At 45.6% G+C, this 19,924-nt stretch carries 16 protein-coding genes; 10 read left to right on the top strand and 6 right to left on the bottom strand.

Going from position 1 to position 19,924, the window contains the following annotated elements:
* Positions 1–31 precede the first annotated feature (31 nt).
* Both E2491_RS07450 and E2491_RS07445 read left to right on the top strand, forming a co-directional pair.
* Positions 32–334 (top strand): hypothetical protein, encoded by a 303-nt coding sequence (locus tag E2491_RS07450; RefSeq protein WP_134374539.1) that lies wholly within the window; start codon positions 32–34, stop codon positions 332–334.
* Between the two features lie 333 nt (positions 335–667).
* Positions 668–1,666 carry a tRNA dihydrouridine synthase gene (locus tag E2491_RS07445; protein ID WP_134374537.1) on the top strand — a complete coding sequence of 333 codons (999 nt, stop codon included), beginning with the start codon at positions 668–670 and terminating at the stop codon, positions 1,664–1,666.
* A 406-nt stretch (positions 1,667–2,072) separates the two neighbouring features.
* Here E2491_RS07445 and E2491_RS07440 read toward each other — a convergent pair whose 3' ends face one another.
* Entirely contained in the window at positions 2,073–3,815 is a 1,743-nt protein-coding gene (locus tag E2491_RS07440) for a DEAD/DEAH box helicase (RefSeq protein ID WP_134374535.1), read from the bottom strand.
* A 528-nt stretch (positions 3,816–4,343) separates the two neighbouring features.
* Positions 4,344–8,876: an Ig-like domain-containing protein gene (locus E2491_RS07435; protein ID WP_166805825.1), complete on the bottom strand. Its 4,533-nt coding sequence runs from the start codon at positions 8,874–8,876 to the stop codon at positions 4,344–4,346.
* A gap of 413 nt (positions 8,877–9,289) precedes the next feature.
* Here E2491_RS07435 and E2491_RS07430 point away from each other — a divergent pair, with 413 nt between their 5' ends.
* The gene (locus E2491_RS07430; RefSeq protein ID WP_166805824.1) at positions 9,290–10,039 is read left to right on the top strand and encodes a serine/threonine protein kinase; all 750 of its coding nucleotides are present in this window, start codon (positions 9,290–9,292) and stop codon (positions 10,037–10,039) included.
* Here E2491_RS07430 and E2491_RS07425 read toward each other — a convergent pair.
* The gene (locus E2491_RS07425) at positions 10,012–10,206 is read right to left on the bottom strand and encodes a hypothetical protein (RefSeq protein ID WP_134374529.1); all 195 of its coding nucleotides are present in this window, start codon (positions 10,204–10,206) and stop codon (positions 10,012–10,014) included. The two genes, E2491_RS07430 and E2491_RS07425, sit on opposite strands and share 28 nt — an antisense overlap.
* A gap of 633 nt (positions 10,207–10,839) precedes the next feature.
* A complete protein-coding gene (locus tag E2491_RS07420) occupies positions 10,840–11,406 on the bottom strand; it encodes a VanZ family protein (protein WP_134374527.1) in 567 nt (188 codons plus the stop codon).
* Positions 11,407–12,017: 611 nt separating this feature from the next.
* Between E2491_RS07420 and E2491_RS07415 the strand changes: the two genes are divergently transcribed.
* The 6 genes from E2491_RS07415 (at position 12,018) to E2491_RS07390 (ending at position 17,780) form a co-directional block, all read left to right on the top strand.
* The gene (locus E2491_RS07415; RefSeq protein ID WP_244093910.1) at positions 12,018–12,644 is read left to right on the top strand and encodes a VC0807 family protein; all 627 of its coding nucleotides are present in this window, start codon (positions 12,018–12,020) and stop codon (positions 12,642–12,644) included.
* A gap of 502 nt (positions 12,645–13,146) precedes the next feature.
* The gene (locus E2491_RS07410; RefSeq protein WP_134374584.1) at positions 13,147–13,842 is read left to right on the top strand and encodes a response regulator transcription factor; all 696 of its coding nucleotides are present in this window, start codon (positions 13,147–13,149) and stop codon (positions 13,840–13,842) included.
* A 79-nt stretch (positions 13,843–13,921) separates the two neighbouring features.
* Positions 13,922–14,734 carry a sensor histidine kinase gene (locus tag E2491_RS07405; RefSeq protein WP_166805823.1) on the top strand — a complete coding sequence of 271 codons (813 nt, stop codon included), beginning with the start codon at positions 13,922–13,924 and terminating at the stop codon, positions 14,732–14,734.
* A 20-nt stretch (positions 14,735–14,754) separates the two neighbouring features.
* Complete coding sequence (locus E2491_RS07400; RefSeq protein WP_134374521.1) at positions 14,755–15,672, top strand: ATP-binding cassette domain-containing protein; 918 nt, start codon at positions 14,755–14,757, stop codon at positions 15,670–15,672.
* Positions 15,672–16,382, top strand: coding sequence for an ABC transporter permease (locus E2491_RS07395; RefSeq protein WP_134374519.1), 711 nt, complete (start codon positions 15,672–15,674; stop codon positions 16,380–16,382). The genes E2491_RS07400 and E2491_RS07395 overlap by 1 nt, the downstream gene beginning before the upstream one ends.
* 75 nt (positions 16,383–16,457) lie before the next feature.
* Entirely contained in the window at positions 16,458–17,780 is a 1,323-nt protein-coding gene (locus E2491_RS07390; RefSeq protein ID WP_166805822.1) for an alpha/beta hydrolase family protein, read from the top strand.
* A 204-nt stretch (positions 17,781–17,984) separates the two neighbouring features.
* On the opposite strand, the gene E2491_RS07385 is transcribed toward E2491_RS07390, so the two are convergent.
* A complete protein-coding gene (locus tag E2491_RS07385; RefSeq protein ID WP_134374515.1) occupies positions 17,985–18,884 on the bottom strand; it encodes a hypothetical protein in 900 nt (299 codons plus the stop codon).
* An 82-nt stretch (positions 18,885–18,966) separates the two neighbouring features.
* Here E2491_RS07385 and E2491_RS07380 point away from each other — a divergent pair, with 82 nt between their 5' ends.
* Positions 18,967–19,443: a DinB family protein gene (locus tag E2491_RS07380; RefSeq protein ID WP_166805821.1), complete on the top strand. Its 477-nt coding sequence runs from the start codon at positions 18,967–18,969 to the stop codon at positions 19,441–19,443.
* A 63-nt stretch (positions 19,444–19,506) separates the two neighbouring features.
* Here E2491_RS07380 and E2491_RS07375 read toward each other — a convergent pair whose 3' ends face one another.
* A complete protein-coding gene (locus tag E2491_RS07375) occupies positions 19,507–19,830 on the bottom strand; it encodes a hypothetical protein (protein WP_134374511.1) in 324 nt (107 codons plus the stop codon).
* Positions 19,831–19,924 lie beyond the last annotated feature (94 nt).

The raw sequence follows: 19,924 nt of genomic DNA, 5'->3' as shown, positions 1-19,924 counted from the left end.
TATAATAGAACGACATTGAGGAGGTGAGAAAATGGAAAATGAAATTCTGAAGGCAATCGCCGGGCTTCAAAAGACTATGGATGAGCGATTTGAGAAAATCGATCAGCGGTTAAATGGGATTGATGCAAGGCTGGATCAATTCGATGTCCAATTCGTAGAAATCAGAGGTCAGCTCGAGCACATGGAAAATGAGCGCCAAAGAGAGATCATGTCTATGCTGAAGCTTATTGCGGACAAGCAGGACGAAAATAATCTAAACCACGACTACCTGATGCACAAATACATGATCCACGATAAAGAAATCCACCTGTTAAAAAAACAACTCAAAAACTAGTCAACTGACCACATCAGCTCCAGACCATTCCTCAGGAGCACTGATTAAAAACCTAAATAAAACAGCAGTGCACCTTTGTGTACCGCTGTTTTTGTTTTGCGGAATAAAAGAATCTTTTTCCTGCCTGTATTTTCATGCCCAACCACTCCTTGATCCGATTCGCTCCCTTGCACTTTTCCCCAGATCGCAGTAAAGTATATACTGATTGAAGTCTGCTTTTGTCATGGTGATGTAGAGGGGGATTTGTCCCTGTCTGCGTTTTTGTGTAGGCCCAGGTCTACGGTATATAGATTCCGGGAAGTGATTTCCCTTAAGGAAAGGGTTCAGATAGATATGAAGGATAATTTTTGGCTTGAGCTGCCGAAGCCGTTTTTTGTGCTTGCGCCGATGGAGGCTGTGACGGATGTGGTGTTCCGTCATGTGGTGAGCGAGGCGGCACGGCCTGATGTGTTTTTTACGGAGTTTACGAATTCGGAGAGCTATTGTCATCCACGCGGTAAAGATAGTGTGAAGGGCCGTTTGACGTTTACAGAGGATGAACAGCCGATGGTTGCGCATATCTGGGGCGATAGGCCTGAGTATTTCCGCCAGATGAGTATCGGGATGGCGGAGATGGGCTTCCGCGGTATAGATATCAATATGGGCTGTCCGGTGCAGAACGTTGCGGCGAACGGCAAGGGCTCTGGTCTGATCCGTCGCCCTGATACGGCTGCTGAGATTATTGAGGCTGCAAAAGCGGGCGGACTGCCTGTCAGCGTGAAGACTCGCCTCGGTTACACGTCTGTTGATGAGTGGCATGACTGGCTGAAGCATATTCTCGAGCAGGATATTGCCAACCTGTCGATCCACCTTCGCACGAAAAAAGAAATGAGTAACGTGCCCGCACACTGGGAGCTCATTCCTGAGATCAAGAAGCTGCGTGATGAGATTGCTCCACACACACTTCTGACCATCAACGGTGATATCGAAGACCGCCAGATGGGCCTTGAGCTTGCTGAAAAGTACGGCATTGATGGTGTCATGATCGGCCGCGGCATTTTCCACAATCCATTTGCCTTTGAAAAGGAAAAGAAAGAGCATTCAAGTGAAGAATTGCTTGATCTGCTTCGCCTGCAGCTGGATCTCCACGACAAATATAATGAAGAACTCGAACCGCGCGCATTCAAGCCGCTTCGACGCTTCTTCAAAATTTACGTGCGCGGATTCCGCGGTGCCGGCGAGCTGCGCAACCGCCTGATGGAAACAGAATCCACGGACGATGTACGCGCTCTGCTGGATGAATTCACTGCGAAAAATGGCGTAAAGGAAGAAGAAGGATTTTCGGTTTCCTGATGATAAGAAAGAGAAGAGCCCGTTACGGCTCTTCTCTTTTTTGGTTTTTGGGGACGTATATTGCGAGTCATTCGTTAAACGAAATACTTTGCGAGGTGTAGATCTATTTTCACTGAACTGACGAACTTCCGCTGTATGCTCACGAATCATCGGTGTAAACTCACGAACTTGAGCTTTAACCTCACAAACTTTGCGGGTAACCTGACGAATTCCCTTCGTAAGCTCACGTTGGTCATAAGGGGCAGATCGGTGGAGGCTGGCATAGGCCCATTTACACTAAACTCACAAATTCCTGCGTAAGCTCACAAACTTTCACGTTAACCTCACGAACCCGCCGCCTAACCTCACAAATTCTCCCGCTAACCTCACGAATTCACCACACAACCTCACAAACCCCACAGCCCCTCTACCTCACAAGCTCTCTTTCACCTACTACCTTCACATCCCACTCCTTCAAAAATCTCGCGTATGCCAGCGGTTCGCCGTGGCGGCGGATGTTGGTGGAGAAGTCGATGATTTTACACGTTTCGGTGCCGCCGAAGCGGTGTCCTCGCAGGCCACGGCCAACCATTTGTTCATAGAGAATGATGCTTGAGGTTGGCCGGCAGATGATCAGGTGATCGGTTCTCGGCGCGTCAAAGCCCGTGGTCAGAACGCCATAGTTAAAGAGAAATTCGATGTCTCCTTTTTTAAATGCGCTAATGTGCATGCGGCGGATCGGCTTTGGTGTGTCTGCTGAAATGACCGCGGATTTTCGGCCGATGGCATTCATCGTCATTGCCAGAAACTCGGCATGCTGAACGGTACAGGCATAGACGAGTGATGATGAGCCTTCCGGAATCGATTTCATATAGTTGATGATTTGCAGGTTACGTGTTTGATCAGCAGCAAGCGTCTGCAGAAATTCCGAGCTGAGATCGTGATCATCCTGACTGAACAGATCATCTGACACCTCGGTTTCCACGCCGTTCTCGTGCAGGATGAAAACCGGCTCCGCTAAATAACCCTCTTTTCTAAAATAGCGAAGCGGATGATCGTTATACTCCTTCATATCTGGAAATGAGGGATGGATGAGATAGGCATCAAACTGATCGACAAGCTTCATCGTTTCATCGTTGCCGCGGCCTGGTGTGGCAGTGAGTCCACAAATCGGAAACAGATCATTTCCCGCAAGCTCCCTTGCTCTGTCAAACAATGCACGATAGCTTTTTGCCGTGGCATGGTGGGCTTCGTCAATAATCATCGCGCCGCAATTTGCAAGAATCTCCTCAAGCGCCTCATCCCCGCTTTGGATCCGGGAATAAAGCTGCTGAATACTTGCGATGACCGCGCCGCCAATCATATCCTCCACCTCAAACTTTTTCCCGCCAAAAAAGCGATAAATCCTCAAAGCTTCAGGGAATTCGCGCTCCTGCCACATCTCGCTGATACAGGAAATCGCCTGCTCACAAAGCTCTTCGCCCTGCGCAATCCACAGCATATATTTCCCCTGCTCAAACCGTGGCTGCATCCAGTCAATAAAGCTCTCAACCGCAACACGCGTCTTCCCGCCCCCGGTTGGCAGCGTTACGACACAACGGGTTTTATCCTGTTCCTTATTCAGCACCTCCAGCATCCGGCTTTTTAAGCCAACCTGATACTCGACAAGCTTCGGAACCGCACGTCTCGGCTCAATATCCTGAATCGCATCCGTGCTGTGATCCTTTGGAATCGAAATGCCAGAAAACACAAGTGGAAAATCAAATGCCGCCACAAAATCACGTGCCCATCTGCCGCCAATGAGCCACTTCTTTTTCGCAAGCGCCGTTCGCATATAAGTCGGAGACGTAATCGCCTTCCCCTGCACCTTATTCCGCTCATAAAGTGCCATCAGCCTCTCCTCAGAAAGCTGTCGCAGCAAATGAATCCGCAAATCGCGAACCTCCTCACTGCTGCCCGCAAACAAATACGGTCCCTTCTCCACAATCAACATCTGCGCAATCCGGACCTCATCCGCCGCCGGCTCACGCAAATCCCTAAGAACACGTATCAGCTCCTTATATCGCTCTCTGCCCATCAGCTTCATCAGGCTATTCATTTTCACTCCATATGTATGTACCAGCAGCTCCGCCGTCTGTCTAGTCTCTTCTTCGTTGGGTAATGCATTCATTGGTGGGGCTCCTTTCAGTGTAAATCTTGATTCTATTATATGGGTTATGTGGAGTGTGTGAAATGAGGCATGGGGACGTATATTTTGAATCATTCGATGGACTAAAAAGAAACACGGGAACGGTGGCCATGTTTCATTAGAGGAACGAAATTTAACCAACATACTGTTCGGGGCTTTTTTCACTAACCTCACGAACTTTGGCTGTAAACTCATGAATCCGCCGCCGCAGCTCACGAACTTGATCGCTAACCTCACGAACTTCGTGGCTAACCTGACGAATTTCCGGTGTAAGCTCACGTTGATCAAGGAAACTATTTTTCTTGAAAGGAGACCGCAGCGACGTAGGTCTATTTTCACTAAACTCACGAACTTTGCCGCAAGCTCACGAACTCGCACACGCAACTCACGAATCCGCCGCCGAAACTCACAAACTCTCCCGCTAACCCCACGAATTCATCACCCAACCTCACAAACCCGCCCATCATCCCCAAAAACCCCCTCTCCATTCCGGAAAGGGGGCTCTTCTACTTATTTCTTCACTGTGATCTTTGCTGCTTTGCTGGTCAGACCTTCTGCATCTGTCGCAGTGATACTGAGAATAGTCGATTGCTCTTGCTTCTCAATCTTCACTTCAAAGTGTCCTTTGTCATCTGCTTTAGCGTTTCCGATGATCGCGTTTCCAGCTTTCACCGCCACTTCAGCATTGGCTTCTGTTTTTCCAGATACGGAAGTTGAGTTGCTTTTAACATTATTTTGTACGTTCGGCGCATCAGGTGCTTTATGGTCAACGACACTGACTGTTGTCTCAGCAATGAGTTGACCCTTTGCATCTTCTGCTGTAATCGTCAGGATTGTACCTGCGTGCTGCTTTGGAATCTTGACGCTAAAACTGCCGTCTTGATCCGCTTTTGCAGTACGCTTATTATTTTTTGATCCAAGCTCGACCGTAACAACGGCTCCTGCTTCTGTTTTGCCTGTTACTTCTTTAGAATGGACCGTTACTTCATCTACTTTCAGGGTATTGGTTACGGTCACAGTGAGCTCTTCGCTCACATTTCCAGCCTCATCAGTTGCTGTGATCGTCAGCACGGTACCTGCTTTTTGCATTGGTATTTCAACTGCATAAGCACCTTCAGCATCTGCTGTTGCGGTGAAGGTGTCCGTTCCGTTCGTGACGCTCACGATTGAGCCTGCTTCCGCTTTACCTGTTACCTCTTTTGACTGGTCTGTCACTACGTCAGCTGTTGGCTTGTCAGGAGCTGTTTTATCTGTCACTGTGATGGTCAGCGCTTCGCTCACATATCCCGCTTCATTAGTTGCTTTGATGGTAAGCACAGTGCCTGCTTTTTGCTTAGGAATAGCGACTGTAAAGGCACCTTCAGCGTCCGTTGTTCCAGTAAAGTCTTCTGATTCGTTCGACACTGTGATCACTGTACCGGCCGCCGCTTTTCCGGTTACTTCTGTTGACTGGTCGGATACTTCGTCGGCTGTTGGCGCGTCAGGTGCAGTGACGAATTTGTGTGTGTACGTTTGCTCTGCGTATTCAGCCTGTCCGCCTTCTGCGAGTCCGTATGTGAACCAGTATTTGATGACGTCGCCTTCTTTCACATCATTTAATGTGAACACAGAGTAGTTCTCTCCGGCTTTGTTCATCATAATATTCTGCTGCGTTGTGCCGTTTTTGATGTAATGAATAATCGCCCACGGCGCGTCGTTTACATAGAATTCTACTGCGTTTTCCTTGATCGTTCCGACACCATAGCCTTCTTTTACAGGTGACGGTTCTTCGGGATTTTCAGTATCAGCCGGTAAAGTTGGGATTTCATACAGGTGCACGTTGTCGATTGTGACTGTATGCTCTCCAATGGCCTCCTGACCTTCCACTTTACCTAATGCCAGCACGAGTTTGGCTGCTGCATCGCGATTTTTCTCATGTGTAAATTCAATGGCATACGTATTGAGTTCTTCGTTGATCTCAACCGTTTCCCATAAGTACTTGTCATAGCTGGTGCTTTCTATGATCGCATCAACTTTTCGGCCGATGGTTGATGACATGTCAAACACTAAACGGTATGACTTTGACTCTTCCAAATTGAGACCGAGCTGGCTGAATTGAATGCTCCAGAACTCATTGCCCAGTGATGGGATCGTAATTTGATTTCGGCCCTCTGCGATCACAGACGTTGCACCCGTATCAGACCAAAGTGTCCATGAAGTATTGCCATCCTGAAATGCAGGGTTTTTAATCTGATTGACAGCAGGGTTTTTCATTTCAAGCACGACGTTATCAATCGTCACACTATGCGCTGCGTCATCACCGTATTTTCCTAACAGGAAGTTCAGCTCAACAGCCTCTTCCTCCGTTGCGGTAAATGAATACGTAAATCTCTGGCGTTCTTCCGTTAACGATAACTCCTTTTCAAATATCCGATTGTACGAACTGTTTTGAACGACAAGCTCCATGTCTCTCGGGATGGTTGAGCTCGCATCGAAGGAAACCAGGTATTCTTTCTTTTCATAAAGTTTAAGTCCTGTCTGCTTAAATTGCACGGCCCACTTTTCAGCGCCCGTACCACTCGCGTCAAATGCAGGAATCTTAATCTCCGCCTGTCCATTTTTCACTTCAACCTCATCAATAAATGCTTCGTTATCTTTCCAGCTCCAGGCTGACCATTCAGCAAGCCCCTCACTGAACGTGCCATTCTTTAGCGGGAACATCTGATCAGGCGTCATCTGCGGAATAATATCAACAGTGACGGTTGCTGTTGCGGTCTTTTCACCATCGGCTGTCGTGACTGTGATCGTGGTTGTTCCGTTCGCTACGGCCGTCACGACTCCGCTTGAGCTGACTGTCGCCACATCAGGGTTACTTGAAGACCACGTTACCTTTTTATTCGTCGCATTTGCAGGAGAAACCGCTGCAGTCAGGGTTGTTTTTTGACCGGCTGCCGTTAGTGCGACGTCCGTTTTATTCAGATTCACACCTGTTACCGGTACCTCCACAACCTCTTCTTCCCCAGCTTCCGGATCACTGTAAACGCGCACATAATCCACCTGCATCGTCACAGGGAAATCCTCTACATCAGGCTCAATTCCACCATCAAACCAACCACCCATCGCCAGGTTCATGATCAGATAGAAGTCCTGATCAAATGGTGCATACGGATTGTTCTGCACGGCTGCTGAGAACCACTGCTCTTTTGTCACTCTGTAGAAAAACTTGCCGTCCACGTACCAGCTAAGCGCATCCTTTTCCCAGATCAGGCTGTAAACGTGGTAGTCCGTATCAATTCTCCCTCCGTCTTCAAAGGTCTGTTCACCTGACAGATACGTATTGGCAGGCCATTCACCGCCAAAGTGGATCGCACCGCTTGTCGATTCAGGAACACGTCCTCTCGCTTCCATGACATCAATTTCACCTGATGACGCCCATCCGCCATATACTTCATCGTTTGGCAGCATCCACAGGGCCGGCCATGCACCCGACACGGCAGGAAGCTTCGCGCTGAAATCAACCCGTCCGTATTTAAATGTGAACTTATCCTCTGTCGTGATTTTCCCTGAAGAATAAGGGGCAACACGATTCGGATCCTGTGGAAACGTTGCCGGATCCTCAAGCGCCACAATGTTTAATTTACCGTCTTCCACAAACACATTATCTTCACTATCCGTGTAATGCTGAAGCTCGTTATTTCCCCAGCCCCAAGTGCCAGGATCTTCATCTAAATAATAGCCTGTATCATAATTCCACTTACTTTCATCAAGTTCAGTCCCGTCAAACTCATCGTTCCAGACTAAATCCCATCCTTCAAGCGCAGAATCAGAAGACGTCCCAACCGGAATATCATCAAGTACGACATCATCCGGACGGTAAGCATCAGGATTTCCGATCAATGTGTACTGAACATAGTTGCTGCCAATATCTCCACCCTTTTCACCGTCCAGCGGATAGCCAATTCGAAGCTCGACATCCTCCTGAAGCGGCTGGAACCACAGGCCAAAAATATGGTCCGTCCAGTAACCCCACTGAGTCGCAGACGACATTCTATTGTATCCATTTGCCGAGTAGCTGAAGCCCGTCACAGAAGACTCCAAAATATTAACCCACTCACCATCCACCTTCACTTCATAAACGAACTTATCGACTTCACTTTTCGTTGCATACCCGCCATCAATTCTCGGAATCGGCAGACCGATTGCACCATTTTGGTCCGCTTCAAAAGTAGACCTTCCATCAAAATTCGAAATGACATGTGAATTCCGAACAGGCAATGTCACCTTTAACGTATACTCTACAAAAACATCCGGATTCGTTTTAGACGCCACTCTCACCTGCGTCGTTTCCTCTACCGGATTAAACCAGTAGCCACCCGGACCTTCCCACCAGTTACCGAAATTCCGATCATAAATCCAGCCGCTTGATGCATTCTGATCAATCGATACCCACTCATCACCCTGCTTCACAAAAAGTGCGATATCATCTTTCACATCTTTAAACGTTGCGCCACTATTAAACCTCGGAAACTCAAACCCGACACCACCCGATGGAGACACCTCAAGCGTCGTAGCCCCCGCTGGCGCCATCGACGTGATCACCTGAGTATTAGCCGGCGTCACATTCAGCGTATAATCCACAAAAACGCCTGTATTGGTTTTCGATGCCACTCTCACATACGTCGTTTCCTGCATCCCATTAAACCAATATCCACCCGGACCTTCCCACCAGTTACCAAAATTCACATCGTAAATCCAGCCACTGGACGCATTATTATCAATCGATATCCACTCATCACCCTGCTTCACAAAAAGCGCGATATCCTCCTTCACATCCTGAAACGAAGCCCCATTATTAAAATTCGGAAACTGAAATCCAGCGCCACCATCAAATCCCGCCTGAATAAAAGTAGCCCCCACCGGCGCCATCGACGTAATCGTCTGCGACGCAGCCTCACTCTGACTCGCCTCTTCAGCACTCACACCAAAATCAGCGAAACTAAGCATCAGCAAATTCATAATTAAAACAATACTCAGCAACCTCAACCTCTTCACTTTCCCCACCATTTCCTCATCCCCCATCCACATTTGATAGCGCTTACAAAAAATATTACTGTCCCACGTAGGACATTTGAATATAACTATAAGCCTAAGAATTTTATTCCACAACATTTTTTTACAATAATGAATGGTTTATGTGATGGTGAGTGATGCGGCGGGACGTATATTTTGAATCATTCGAGTGACTAAACAGTGTACTGCATACGGACGGGACTATTTTCACTAAACTCACGAACTTTCCTGCAAGCTCACGAACTCGCACACGCAACTCACGAATCCGCCGCCGAACCTCACAAACTTTCCCGCTATCCTCACGAATTCATCCCATCACACCAATTTGATATGATAAAAACAAACAAAACTCAGAGGTGCGTATGGAAGCTGTACATTGGTTGATGAAAAGGGTGCGGCAGAGGGTCATGGATCGTCGATATTCGGTCAATGAGATTCTGGCGGGACGTTATCAAATTGAAAAAGTGCTGCAGAATGGGAGTTATGGGATCATTTATTTATGCGCGGATTTGAAAAGTGGTCAGAGATGCGTTGTGAAGCAGATGCGGAAAAGCAAGAAGAAGGAAAATATAGAGAATTACGCGAAGGAGACTGCGATTCTTCAGCAGCTCAACCATTCTGGCATTCCAGCATTGATAGAGTCGTTCTCACATAACGAGGAATCATTCTTTTCCATGGAGTTCGTTGAGGGCAAAAATGTGGAAGATACGTTATTTGCTTCAGGACATCAGTATTCGGAGATGGAATGCCTGTTACTGACCAAAAAGCTGACCGAAATCGTTTGTTATATCCATCAAAATGGCGTTTTTCACGGAGATATCAGGATTCCAAATGTGCTTCTTCATGAGGATCAGATCCATCTGATCGACTTCGGCCTGGCGAATACGCTTGGTGATGGGAATCCGAAAGAGCGCGAACTTCTCGCACAGGATGATTTTTTTGATCTGGGCGACTTCCTGCTGTTTCTCCTTTACTCGTCTTATGACGGCGACATGAAAAGGAACCGGCCCTGGACAGAGGAGCTCAGCCTGCATCCCCAGACAACCATGCTGCTGAAGCGGCTGCTTAAGATTGAACGTCCTTACTACCATTGTGAAGAGGTTCTTGAAGATATAGATAAATTGATCAGTCAGTTCACTAAAAAGACTCCGTCATGAGCGGAGTCTTCAGCCTGTTTGTCAGCTGCTTGAGTAATGTCTTTTCTTTTTGTAATGATGTGAGCCATACAGAGGATTGCGGCCCCGGCGGCTGCTACTGCTGCTGCCATAATATTTGCGCCTCTTCCCGCTGCTTGAACCACGGCGATAAGACCTTCTGCGTCCACTGCTGCTTCCCCGCTTACTCAACTCTTTCGAAATGCCTTTCATGATTTTTTTAAACATTTAAGCATCCTCCTTTTGAGTAGAGGTGTCCCAGTAAAAACAAACACATCCTCTAATAAAAGCATACGGCGGGTTGCGGTTTTGGACAAGTGATATCTCTTGAAATGGGGGCTGTTGATTGTTCGGAAATGTGAGACGGCGTGGGTCTATTTACACTAAACTCACAAACTTCCCGTCAAGCTGACGAATTCGCGGTCAGAGCTCACGAACTTGCCCTCTAAACTCATGAAAGTCGCGGCTAACCTCACGAATTTCTCACCTAACCTCACAAACTTCAAAAACACAAAAATTCAATCCCCATTTGCATCCCTACCTGCACCACGTATGATACTGTCAACCAATGAGATGATTTTACGTATAGCCTATTTCAAGCCTTCAGTATATATCTCAGAATCACAATTAGTATTCAATATTATTGATCCGAAAATTTGATCAGCGTGAAGGGCTCATGATCCTGGATAAAGAAAACAAGCTGAACAACAGTTTGCTCTATTTGATTTAACCTGACGCGAATAAACAAACTCACTCAATATGTTCATAAACTTCTCTTAGGGATAAATGAATAATTAAACTATTCACAGCCCAAACGTCTTTTCAAGATAAGGTGTGATTGTAGTGTTAAATACTTCCGCAATGAGGAACATCAGCAAAGTTAACCCCATAATGGACAATCCCATAGATAACCAATACTTTTTCAAAGTATTCATACGCTCGCTTATTTTATATGAACAAAAGCCAATGGTTGCACCCATTGTATTTATTATAATATCTTCAATATCAAAGCTTCCTAAATAAGTTACCAGCTGAACAATTTCCATACATACAATTAGAGACACAAACAAGGTAATAAACTTAAAATATGTTTTAAAATGCTGTCCAAATACTATCGGCACAAGTATACCAAACGGAATAAATGCCAGAAGATTACCAAGTGCAAAAACCCATATTTCAATAATATCTATTGAAAATTGTTTAGGCAGCCACAAGGGAATTCGAAGAGGAATTAAAGAATATCGATATTCTTGTAATCCTACAAACGTAGGACGCCCAAATCCGAAAAACATAAAGTATACCAACATAGCGATGTAAACGCCTAAGAGTATAGATAGATACTTATTTTTTTGCTGTCCTATAAGTTGCACATTATTTCTCCAGTCATAAATTTAATTTTTTCGATCTAGAAAACATGGGGACGTATACTTTGTTTCATTCGGAGAGCGAAACAGTAGCCAGTGCACGGGCTGGGTCTATTTACACTAAACTCACAAACTTTCCCCTCAAGCTCACGAATCCGCGGATGGAACTCACGAACTTGTCCTCTAAACTTACGAAAGTCGTGGGTAACCTGACGAACGCCAGCCGTCACCTCACAAACCTACCCCGATCAGAAAGTTGTCCAACTTAATCACCACATCGTATTCCAGCCAGGTCGGGAATGCTAATGCTGCTTTTTCTTCTCCATGTCCCGCACCTTTCCCCTTTAAATGTGAAAGTATTTGTGGCTATTTTTGCGTCTGACTATCATTTACATACACAAGACATGCTCCAACTGCGATGAGCAATCCTGTTAAAATCAATGATCATTTCTTCAATCTACTTCACTTTAATCGCTAAGTGTACGGGACATTTAGAGTGTGGTCTTTTCTCTACATTCAACTTACCATGACGGAAAATCAATTGGAATAAAATAGTTTATTTTGTTACGATTGGGATAACAGAAAGTTCGGGAGGGTTTACACTGAAGAAAAATATCGTGTTATGGGATTTGATTTGTTATGCCATTATTCCACTCGTGATTTGGCATGGCGCGAGGGAGTACATGGGTGATTATGTTGCGATGCTTGTATCGACGATTCCAGGGTTTGTGTATAGCGTAATTCGTTTTATCGTGCTGAAAAAGGTGAATTTCCTGGGGATTTATTTGATTGTTACGCTGGCGATCGGCACGCTGATTGATGTGCTTGCGGGTTCTGCGCTGCAAATGCTGTGGAATGGCGTCATTTATAGTTTTGTGCTCTCTTTCCTGCTGCTCATCAGTATTGCGATTAACAAGCCGCTTCATCTGCTGTTTGCGGTTGATATTATGGAGCTCAGAGGACGGGATAGAGAGATTCTAAAAAAGGAATTTTATCAAAAGGACGTACTGTTTGTATTTAAGCTGATTACGTTCGGCTTCGCTTTACAAGGGATTCTGCTGGCGTCGATTAGGGTTTGGCTCATTGTAAATTATGGTGTTGAGGCATTCGACAAAGGCATTGTGGTCAGACAGGTGATCAGCTGGACCACCACAGCAGTGCTCATGTATGGATTTATCCATATTGGGAAGATGCTGAATTACAAGTCAGATGAAGAGCTAGAAATGGAATCTAAAGAGGCTTAAGAGAAAAAACGCAGAACGAGTATCATTTAATTGGCAAATGGTATACGTTCTGCGTTTTTTTGTGTCAGAAACACGGGGACATATATTCTGTTTCATTCGGTGGACGAAATGGTGCCAGGCAGTGGGATAGGTCTATTTACACTAACCTCACAAACTTTCCCGCAAGCTCACGAATCCGCGGACGGAACTCACGAACCTGACCAAGAACCTCACGAAAGTCGCGGGTAACCTGGCGAACTCCGGCCGCAAGCTCACATTGGTCAGCGTGGCCAGCTTGAATTGCAAAGTTAACCACGGCGGCGTAGGTCCATTTCCACTCCACTCACAAACTTTCTGTAAACTGATGAGTTCGTGCGCCAACCTCACAAACCCCCTCCCCACTACGAACCATTCCCATACCTTATAGCATTTCCACAACGCCTGTGATAACTTAAGATTGAGCGAGAGACATCCTTTTTATGGGTGAAAAGATATAGTTTTAAACAGGAAGGGGGGCATGGCTTTGGAGCATAAGGTGCTGCTAGTTGAGGATAATCGGGATATTAGTGAGCTGGTGGAGCGTCAATTGATCAGGGAGAATTTGAAGGTGACGCGAGCGTTTGATGGTGAGGAGGCTTTGAGACTTGCCGGGTCACAGCGGTTTGATGTAATCATTTTGGATTTGATGATTCCGAAGGTGGATGGGATAGAGGTGTTGAAAACGGTGCGACTGAGTGATATGACGCCTGTTTTGATTTTATCTGCGAAGGATTCGGATATTGATAAGACGCTTGGACTCGGATTTGGGGCAGATGATTATTTGTCGAAGCCCTTTTCGATGATTGAACTGACTGCCCGGGTAAAAGCGCTAATCCGTAGAGCCTCTTATTATGAAAAGCAGCAGGAGCGAAGCAGAATGGCCGATGATCTGGAGATTTTTCCTGACTCTTATTCAGTCAAAAGAGGCAACGAGGTCATTCAGCTGACGTTAAAGGAATTTACAATTTTACAGCTGCTATATCGAAATCAACACAAGATTTATACGAAGGAAGAGCTTTATGAACGCGTGTGGGGTGAGCCTTATTTTGGGGATGCAAATGTGATCAATGTTCATATGAGAAGATTAAGGGAGAAAATTGAAGCCGATCCAGCTGACCCGAAACTTATTAAGACAATCTGGGGGATTGGTTATAAATGGGGTGATTCTCATTCTGACTAGTGTACTAATCACTATTATCATATTGTTGATCGTTTATGCGTTCTATCTTAAAACTACTAACTCAAAGAAAATGAGCGCTTTGACCCAGCAGCTTAATGAACAGAAAGCGGGCTCGCGCTCCACTATTTCACTTCAGACTAATGACCCTGACCTGCAGAGGATACTGGTCGAAATCAATCGTTTGCTAAATGAAAAGCAGGACTTGCTGAAGATGTATCATCAAAAAGAGGACATGATTAAAAAAATGGTGACCAATATTTCGCATGATTTAAGGACGCCGCTGACGGTTGTGCAGGGATTGGTGGAAACTCTGCTGAAGGAGGATCAGGTGAGCGTTGAAGATGAAAGGCGTTATCTCTTGAAAATACAGGAGCGCACGACGCAAATTAATACGACGATTCATCATTTTTTTGAACTGGCAAAATTAGAATCACAGGATGTAGCGCTACCTCTGCAGCGACTGAATTTGACCCCCGTTTGCAAACAAAGTATCCTGCATTTTTATCACCAGATTGAAGTGGGTCAGATCGAGCTCAATCTTCAGCTTGAAGATCGCCCCATCTATGCCCTCGCTCATGAGGATGCGTTGAATCGGGTGCTTCAGAACCTGATTTCAAATGCGCTGAAATATGGACAGGATGGTTCATTTATCGGACTTCAATTGCGTGAGGACGCAGATTATATATACATAGATGTACGTGATAAGGGACGTGGCATCCCTTTAGAGGAGCAACAGCACATTTTTACACGACTTTACAAAACAGATGATGGTCAATCCGGGCTCGGTTTAACAATTGCCCGTCAGCTTGTCGCAAAAATGCATGGAGAGCTTTCTGTTAAAAGTGAGCCATTCAGGGAAACCGTCTTTACAATTAGATTAAATAAGGCGTAATAATCCAGGGAGTGAATGAGATGACCGTGTTCATCAAGGCAACACATGCTTCAAAGACGATCCGAAAAAAGCCGATTATCAAGGATCTCAGTCTCGAGATTAAAAAAGGCGGGATTCATGCAATCGTGGGGCAACGTCTATCGGGGAAAACGGCTGTATTAAAGCTGTTAACAGGCTTATGGTTGCCCGATCGTGGTGAAATCACCCTCTTTGATCAACAGGGGACGGTCACCCCGCGTGATCAGTCGGTTCATATCGGAGCTTTTATTGACCAACCGGTTCTTTATGACAGACTGTCAGCCAGTGAGAATCTTTATTTATTCAGTCAGTATTTCGGATATTACGATATAAAAAGCGTGGAGAAAGGTCTCACTGATGTCGGCTTGAGGGATGATGCATTAAGTAAGACCAGCACCTTTTCCTTCAGTATGAAAAAGCGTTTAGCCATTGCCCGTGCGTTGTTTCTGCAGCCTCCTTTCGTTGTGCTTGACGATCCATTTACCGGGCTCGACCTTGCGGAACAGCATCATATCAGGCAGCTGCTGATCGAGCTGAATACTTACCAGCACACGACCATTCTCCTCTCGACACCTGATGTCTCCGAGGTGGAGGACTTTGCACACACCATCACTCTGCTTCGCGATGGGAGGACGCTTGAGACGATGAGCACCTTAGAACTGAAGCATAGGCTCTCGAGTTTTATTCACCTCAATGTCGATCATGCCGCAAAGGCTACTTTTATTCTTGAAAACAATCTGAACATCACTGATTTTCAAGTGATGGACCTTCAGACCATCCGGATCTATGACACATCACATCCTGTTTATGTCATTGTGCAGGAAATAGTAAAAGGTGGGATTCAAATGAATGAGGTGTATCATAAGCAGCTTGATCTTGAAGCGTATATGGCCGGCACTTCCAGAAGGGAGCCGCGTTGATGGGCCATTTGATACGACTGGAATTCATAAAGTATAACGTTTGGAACTTCTTTCTTGCAGGTTTGCTACTAAACTTTTCATTTGCACTCATACTCGTGCTTTTTATAATATCAATCAGCCCGGGAGATATGCGGAGCATCTACCCATCCTATCCGGATTATCCTTTTTTCACTGCGTTTATTACAACCTTTATCCACCTGCTGATCATTGTCATGTCCGCTTATCTGCAGCGCCATTTGATCGTCTCAGAATTTAAAAAGGACACGATCAGCGTGCTATTTTCAACACCGGTTCCCCGCTCGAAACTACTGTGGGCGAAACTCTTGCTGATTAAGGCCTTACTCCTTGTTTTTTCCATAGGCTCATTCTTTTTCAGCCTCGGTGCGCTCGCTTTATTTAACTATCAGCTGGAGACGATCACGGTCCCGCTTAGAGAATCGATCAGCTGGACAGATGCACTGCGCATTTTTGTGATGTTTTTCATCGTGATCCTCATCAGCTTCAGTACCCTCTTTTTTGTAAGACTCAGGAATGGCGGTAAAATGATGATGCTTTATTCAGGCATGCTTGCTGCGATTCTGTTTTTACCGCTAAACGCACCAAACAGCGCAGGCATCCTTGCCCATACGCCTGTTGCCATTCTTTTATTTTTACTGGCAGGGATCCTCGGCATCTTCTTTTTGATCAGTCAGGCAAAACGTAAGAATTAAGTAAGAAATCAGAAAGATGCTGGTAAGAGATCCTCTTTACAATGAGGAATAACAACAAACGAAAGGATGATTCCAATGAATCTGACTGATCTGGTTATTCCTCTGATCACGATATTATATTTTGCCTGGCTCTACTTTTTCAGACCTGAAACGAGACTTAAACGCTGGCTGTTTGCAGCCGTTCTGACTTTAAATATCTTATTTCTGTTAATGAGCGGCTTTTACTGGTATCATACGCTGTCCTACTTATTTTTAATTTTGTCACTTTTGCTGCTGAAAGACAGTCCTGTACAAAAGAAGCGAAACCGCTTTTTGATAAGCTTAAATGCCATTCTCATCACTTTTGCTCTTTTAATTACACTGGCACTGACGTATTACCTTCCTGTTTTCCATTTCGATCAGACGACCGGTGAGTTTGCGGTTGGCACCGAGATCGCAAATATCAAAAATAATGAACATGATATCAATCTGCAAATTTGGTACCCTGCGACCGCTTCAACTGATGGTGAAAAGGCGCATTATATGGAGTCTGGTCCCGAGGTCACACAGGCACTGGCTGCTACGTTCGGGATACCGGGATTTACACTGCAGCACCTGAGCCATGTAAAAACGAATGCATGGATGAACGCTGACATCTCTCAGGACGGACCATTTCCAGTTGTTTTATTTGCACACGGACTTGGCGGAATTCGGAATCAGAATACGTTTCAGGTCGAAGAGCTCGCGAGCCACGGTTACATCGTGATCGGCATTGATTATCCCGGCTATGCTGCAGCAACCGTCTATCCTGATGGCCGTGTCATCACAGATGAACACCAGCATCTTGTAGGCGCACAGGTCGAAGAGCTTGATCAGCACATCGACACGTGGGCAGACACCTCATTATTTGTGCTTGATCAGCTTGAAGATACCCAGCCATTCAATCATATCCAGCAGCAAATGGACCTGAATCACATTGCGTTCATCGGACATTCCTACGGGGGCGCCACTGCTGCCTACCTGCTTCAAAAGGATGAACGGATCAAAGCAGCCATTAACATGGATGGTGGATTATTCGGCCTTTCCAATGAATTGGACTATACAGACAAGCCACTGCTCCTCATGGCAGCCGATTCCTCACTCGACACAGATCAATATCTTGAAGCAGTCGATGCACTAACCAATGAACAGCTAGCCAGCATAGGAAAAACAAAAGAGGAGCTGAGAGCACATATCGAAGAGCTTATGCGCCGCAGAGACCTGAGCATCAGCCATGGAGCCAGCACACTGACCATCAGCGAAGCCTCACACATCAGCTTTGCAGATGCACCACTCTACTCATCACTGCTCGCACCCGTCGTCCATCATGAACAAATCAATCACCACACCCTTGCCTTTCTCGATTACCATCTGAAATGAGAAAACGGGGACGTAGAAGGTGTTTCATTCGAAGAACAAAACACCTTCTACGTCCGCCAGCTGGGTCTATTTACACTAACCTCACAAACTTCCCCGCAAGCTCACAAATCCGCGGATGGAACTCACGAACTTGTCCTCTAAACTCACGAAAGTCCCGGGTAACCTGACGAACTCCGGCCGTAACCTCACAACCCCACTCTACCATCACAAAACCGGATTTGGATACGCTTTTGTATGGTAAATTCCATTATCATGTATGAAAAAGAAGTCGGATCCTCGCATTCTGATCGTGGCATTTTTCATGTCGAGTTTCCTGCCATGTTCGTCTTGTAACATGATCTCGTCTCTTGCTTCATAATACTCAAACAGTTTATTCATTTTAAACCAATAGAGTTTTTCAGCCTTGTATGCGAGCATCTCATCATCAAGCAGCAGCATAAATCCGTCAATGTCGACATCTAGATCCATAAATACGTTCTGCATGAAGTCAAAACGATCGAAATGAACGAAATGTGAAACTTCCGAGGAATGAACATAAACCTCATTAGAGTATTCCACGTTCAGCGCGTTGAATTTGAAAGCGCCCTGCATCTCCGGATTAAACAGGATCTCTCCCGTTTTCGAAAAAGCCACCAATCCCGACTGGCTAATTGGCTCGTCCCAACCGTGGCTGTCCTTTACTCCTCTTTCATCATAGCCTACCCAGATCTTATCCTCATCATCAATCGCAAGGCCTGAAATCCCGTCTCCGAGCACAAACTCATCCAGACACTCCCCGTCGAGTGAGTACCTCCTCGCATTTTGCTGAATATCATCTCCGGATTTCCAGCACGTCTTTGATGCCATCAAAACCGATCCGTCTTCAAATGTATCCAATTTAGCCGGCACAAACGGAAGATCCTTTACAGCGATTGATGTTACACGATTCTGGTCAACCAGATGGACAGTAAAATCCCCTCTAAATGTCTGGTCGTCCCACGCTGGGGATTGATCAAAACCCTCCGCAAGAAAAAGAATCTCATGATCATTTGTGATCGCCACGGTTGACCTAGCAGCCTCCGAAACAACCACATCACTCCATTTCGTAAGCTCAATGGTTTTCATTTACACAGACGCCTCCCTTATAATACTGCTAATATCTTATCAAAATATGAACCGCTTTTCGCTCGTAAAGGAGGACACCATCATGGATCAACAGTTGATTGAAACAAGAGACAAACTGGTCAATCTGATCAGTCCGCTACACGATGAGAATTTGAACACTGCCGGTGTAAATGGAGGTTGGACGGTGGCACAGGTGGTCGAGCATCTGGCAGTGGCTGAAGTGAATTTTCTCGGACTCGTGGAACACGCCATCCAGCAGCAACACATTGGCTATGCAAAAGCAAAAGACTTCTCCATCCTGCGGGATCGCTCCGTCAAAATGAAGGCGCAGCACGAGCCCTCTTCCGTCCGCAGAAACGCCGAGGAATGCATTCAACTGCTGCAAAAATCCCGAAACAAAACCGCAGCTTTTTTAAACGAAAACAATCAAATAGAACAATACATCGTCACACATCCGCGATTTGGCGATATCCCCGCCATGAGTGTATTCACTCTCATCACAGAACACGAGCACCGGCATATTGAGCAGATTGAAGAAATATTGACAACCATAAAATAAACCAGGTACATGATTCGTCGCTTGTGTGCGACAATCATGTACCTGGTCTAATATAAATGAATCTTAAAATACATAAACACTCAAATTAAAAATCGAGAGTCCCCAAAAAGAAACAGCAACCAAAAAATAGACAGCCGCATATCCTTTCTTCTCTCTATAGTTGGTCATAAAAAACAAAAAGTTAGCTATGCCAAATATAAAGTACAACACTGCTATCAATGTAAAAAAGACACCGTCATTACTGCTTTCAAAAATGGCCCATCCGAGTAAGATCACTGAAATGAAGGATATCGCTAAAATCGTAATCATCAATGGTTTCTTATGCATTTTTTCCTCCAATTTGTGGGGACGTGTATTTTGCATCATTTGATAAACGAGATGTTTCATAGAGTGAGCTTCTTAGAATGCCTGGGTCTATTTACACTAAACCCACAAACTTTCCCTAAAGCTGACTAATCCGCGGACGGAGCTCACGAACTTG

The organism is Jeotgalibacillus sp. R-1-5s-1 (assembly GCF_004405105.1).
Lineage (GTDB): Bacteria > Bacillota > Bacilli > Bacillales > Jeotgalibacillaceae > Jeotgalibacillus.
This window is presented reverse-complemented; position numbering and strand designations above follow the sequence as displayed.

Excerpts from the sequence above, each read along its gene's own strand:
- E2491_RS07450 (WP_134374539.1), top strand. The coding sequence starts at position 32 with ATGGAAAATGAAATTCTGAAGGCAATCGCCGGGCTTCAAAAGACTATG.
- E2491_RS07445 (WP_134374537.1), top strand. The coding sequence starts at position 668 with ATGAAGGATAATTTTTGGCTTGAGCTGCCGAAGCCGTTTTTTGTGCTT.
- E2491_RS07440 (WP_134374535.1), bottom strand. The coding sequence starts at position 3,815 with ATGAATGCATTACCCAACGAAGAAGAGACTAGACAGACGGCGGAGCTG.
- E2491_RS07435 (WP_166805825.1), bottom strand. The coding sequence starts at position 8,876 with ATGGTGGGGAAAGTGAAGAGGTTGAGGTTGCTGAGTATTGTTTTAATT.
- E2491_RS07430 (WP_166805824.1), top strand. The coding sequence starts at position 9,290 with ATGGATCGTCGATATTCGGTCAATGAGATTCTGGCGGGACGTTATCAA.
- E2491_RS07400 (WP_134374521.1), top strand. The coding sequence starts at position 14,755 with ATGACCGTGTTCATCAAGGCAACACATGCTTCAAAGACGATCCGAAAA.
- E2491_RS07395 (WP_134374519.1), top strand. The coding sequence starts at position 15,672 with ATGGGCCATTTGATACGACTGGAATTCATAAAGTATAACGTTTGGAAC.
- E2491_RS07390 (WP_166805822.1), top strand. The coding sequence starts at position 16,458 with ATGAATCTGACTGATCTGGTTATTCCTCTGATCACGATATTATATTTT.
- E2491_RS07385 (WP_134374515.1), bottom strand. The coding sequence starts at position 18,884 with ATGAAAACCATTGAGCTTACGAAATGGAGTGATGTGGTTGTTTCGGAG.
- E2491_RS07380 (WP_166805821.1), top strand. The coding sequence starts at position 18,967 with ATGGATCAACAGTTGATTGAAACAAGAGACAAACTGGTCAATCTGATC.
- E2491_RS07375 (WP_134374511.1), bottom strand. The coding sequence starts at position 19,830 with ATGAAACATCTCGTTTATCAAATGATGCAAAATACACGTCCCCACAAA.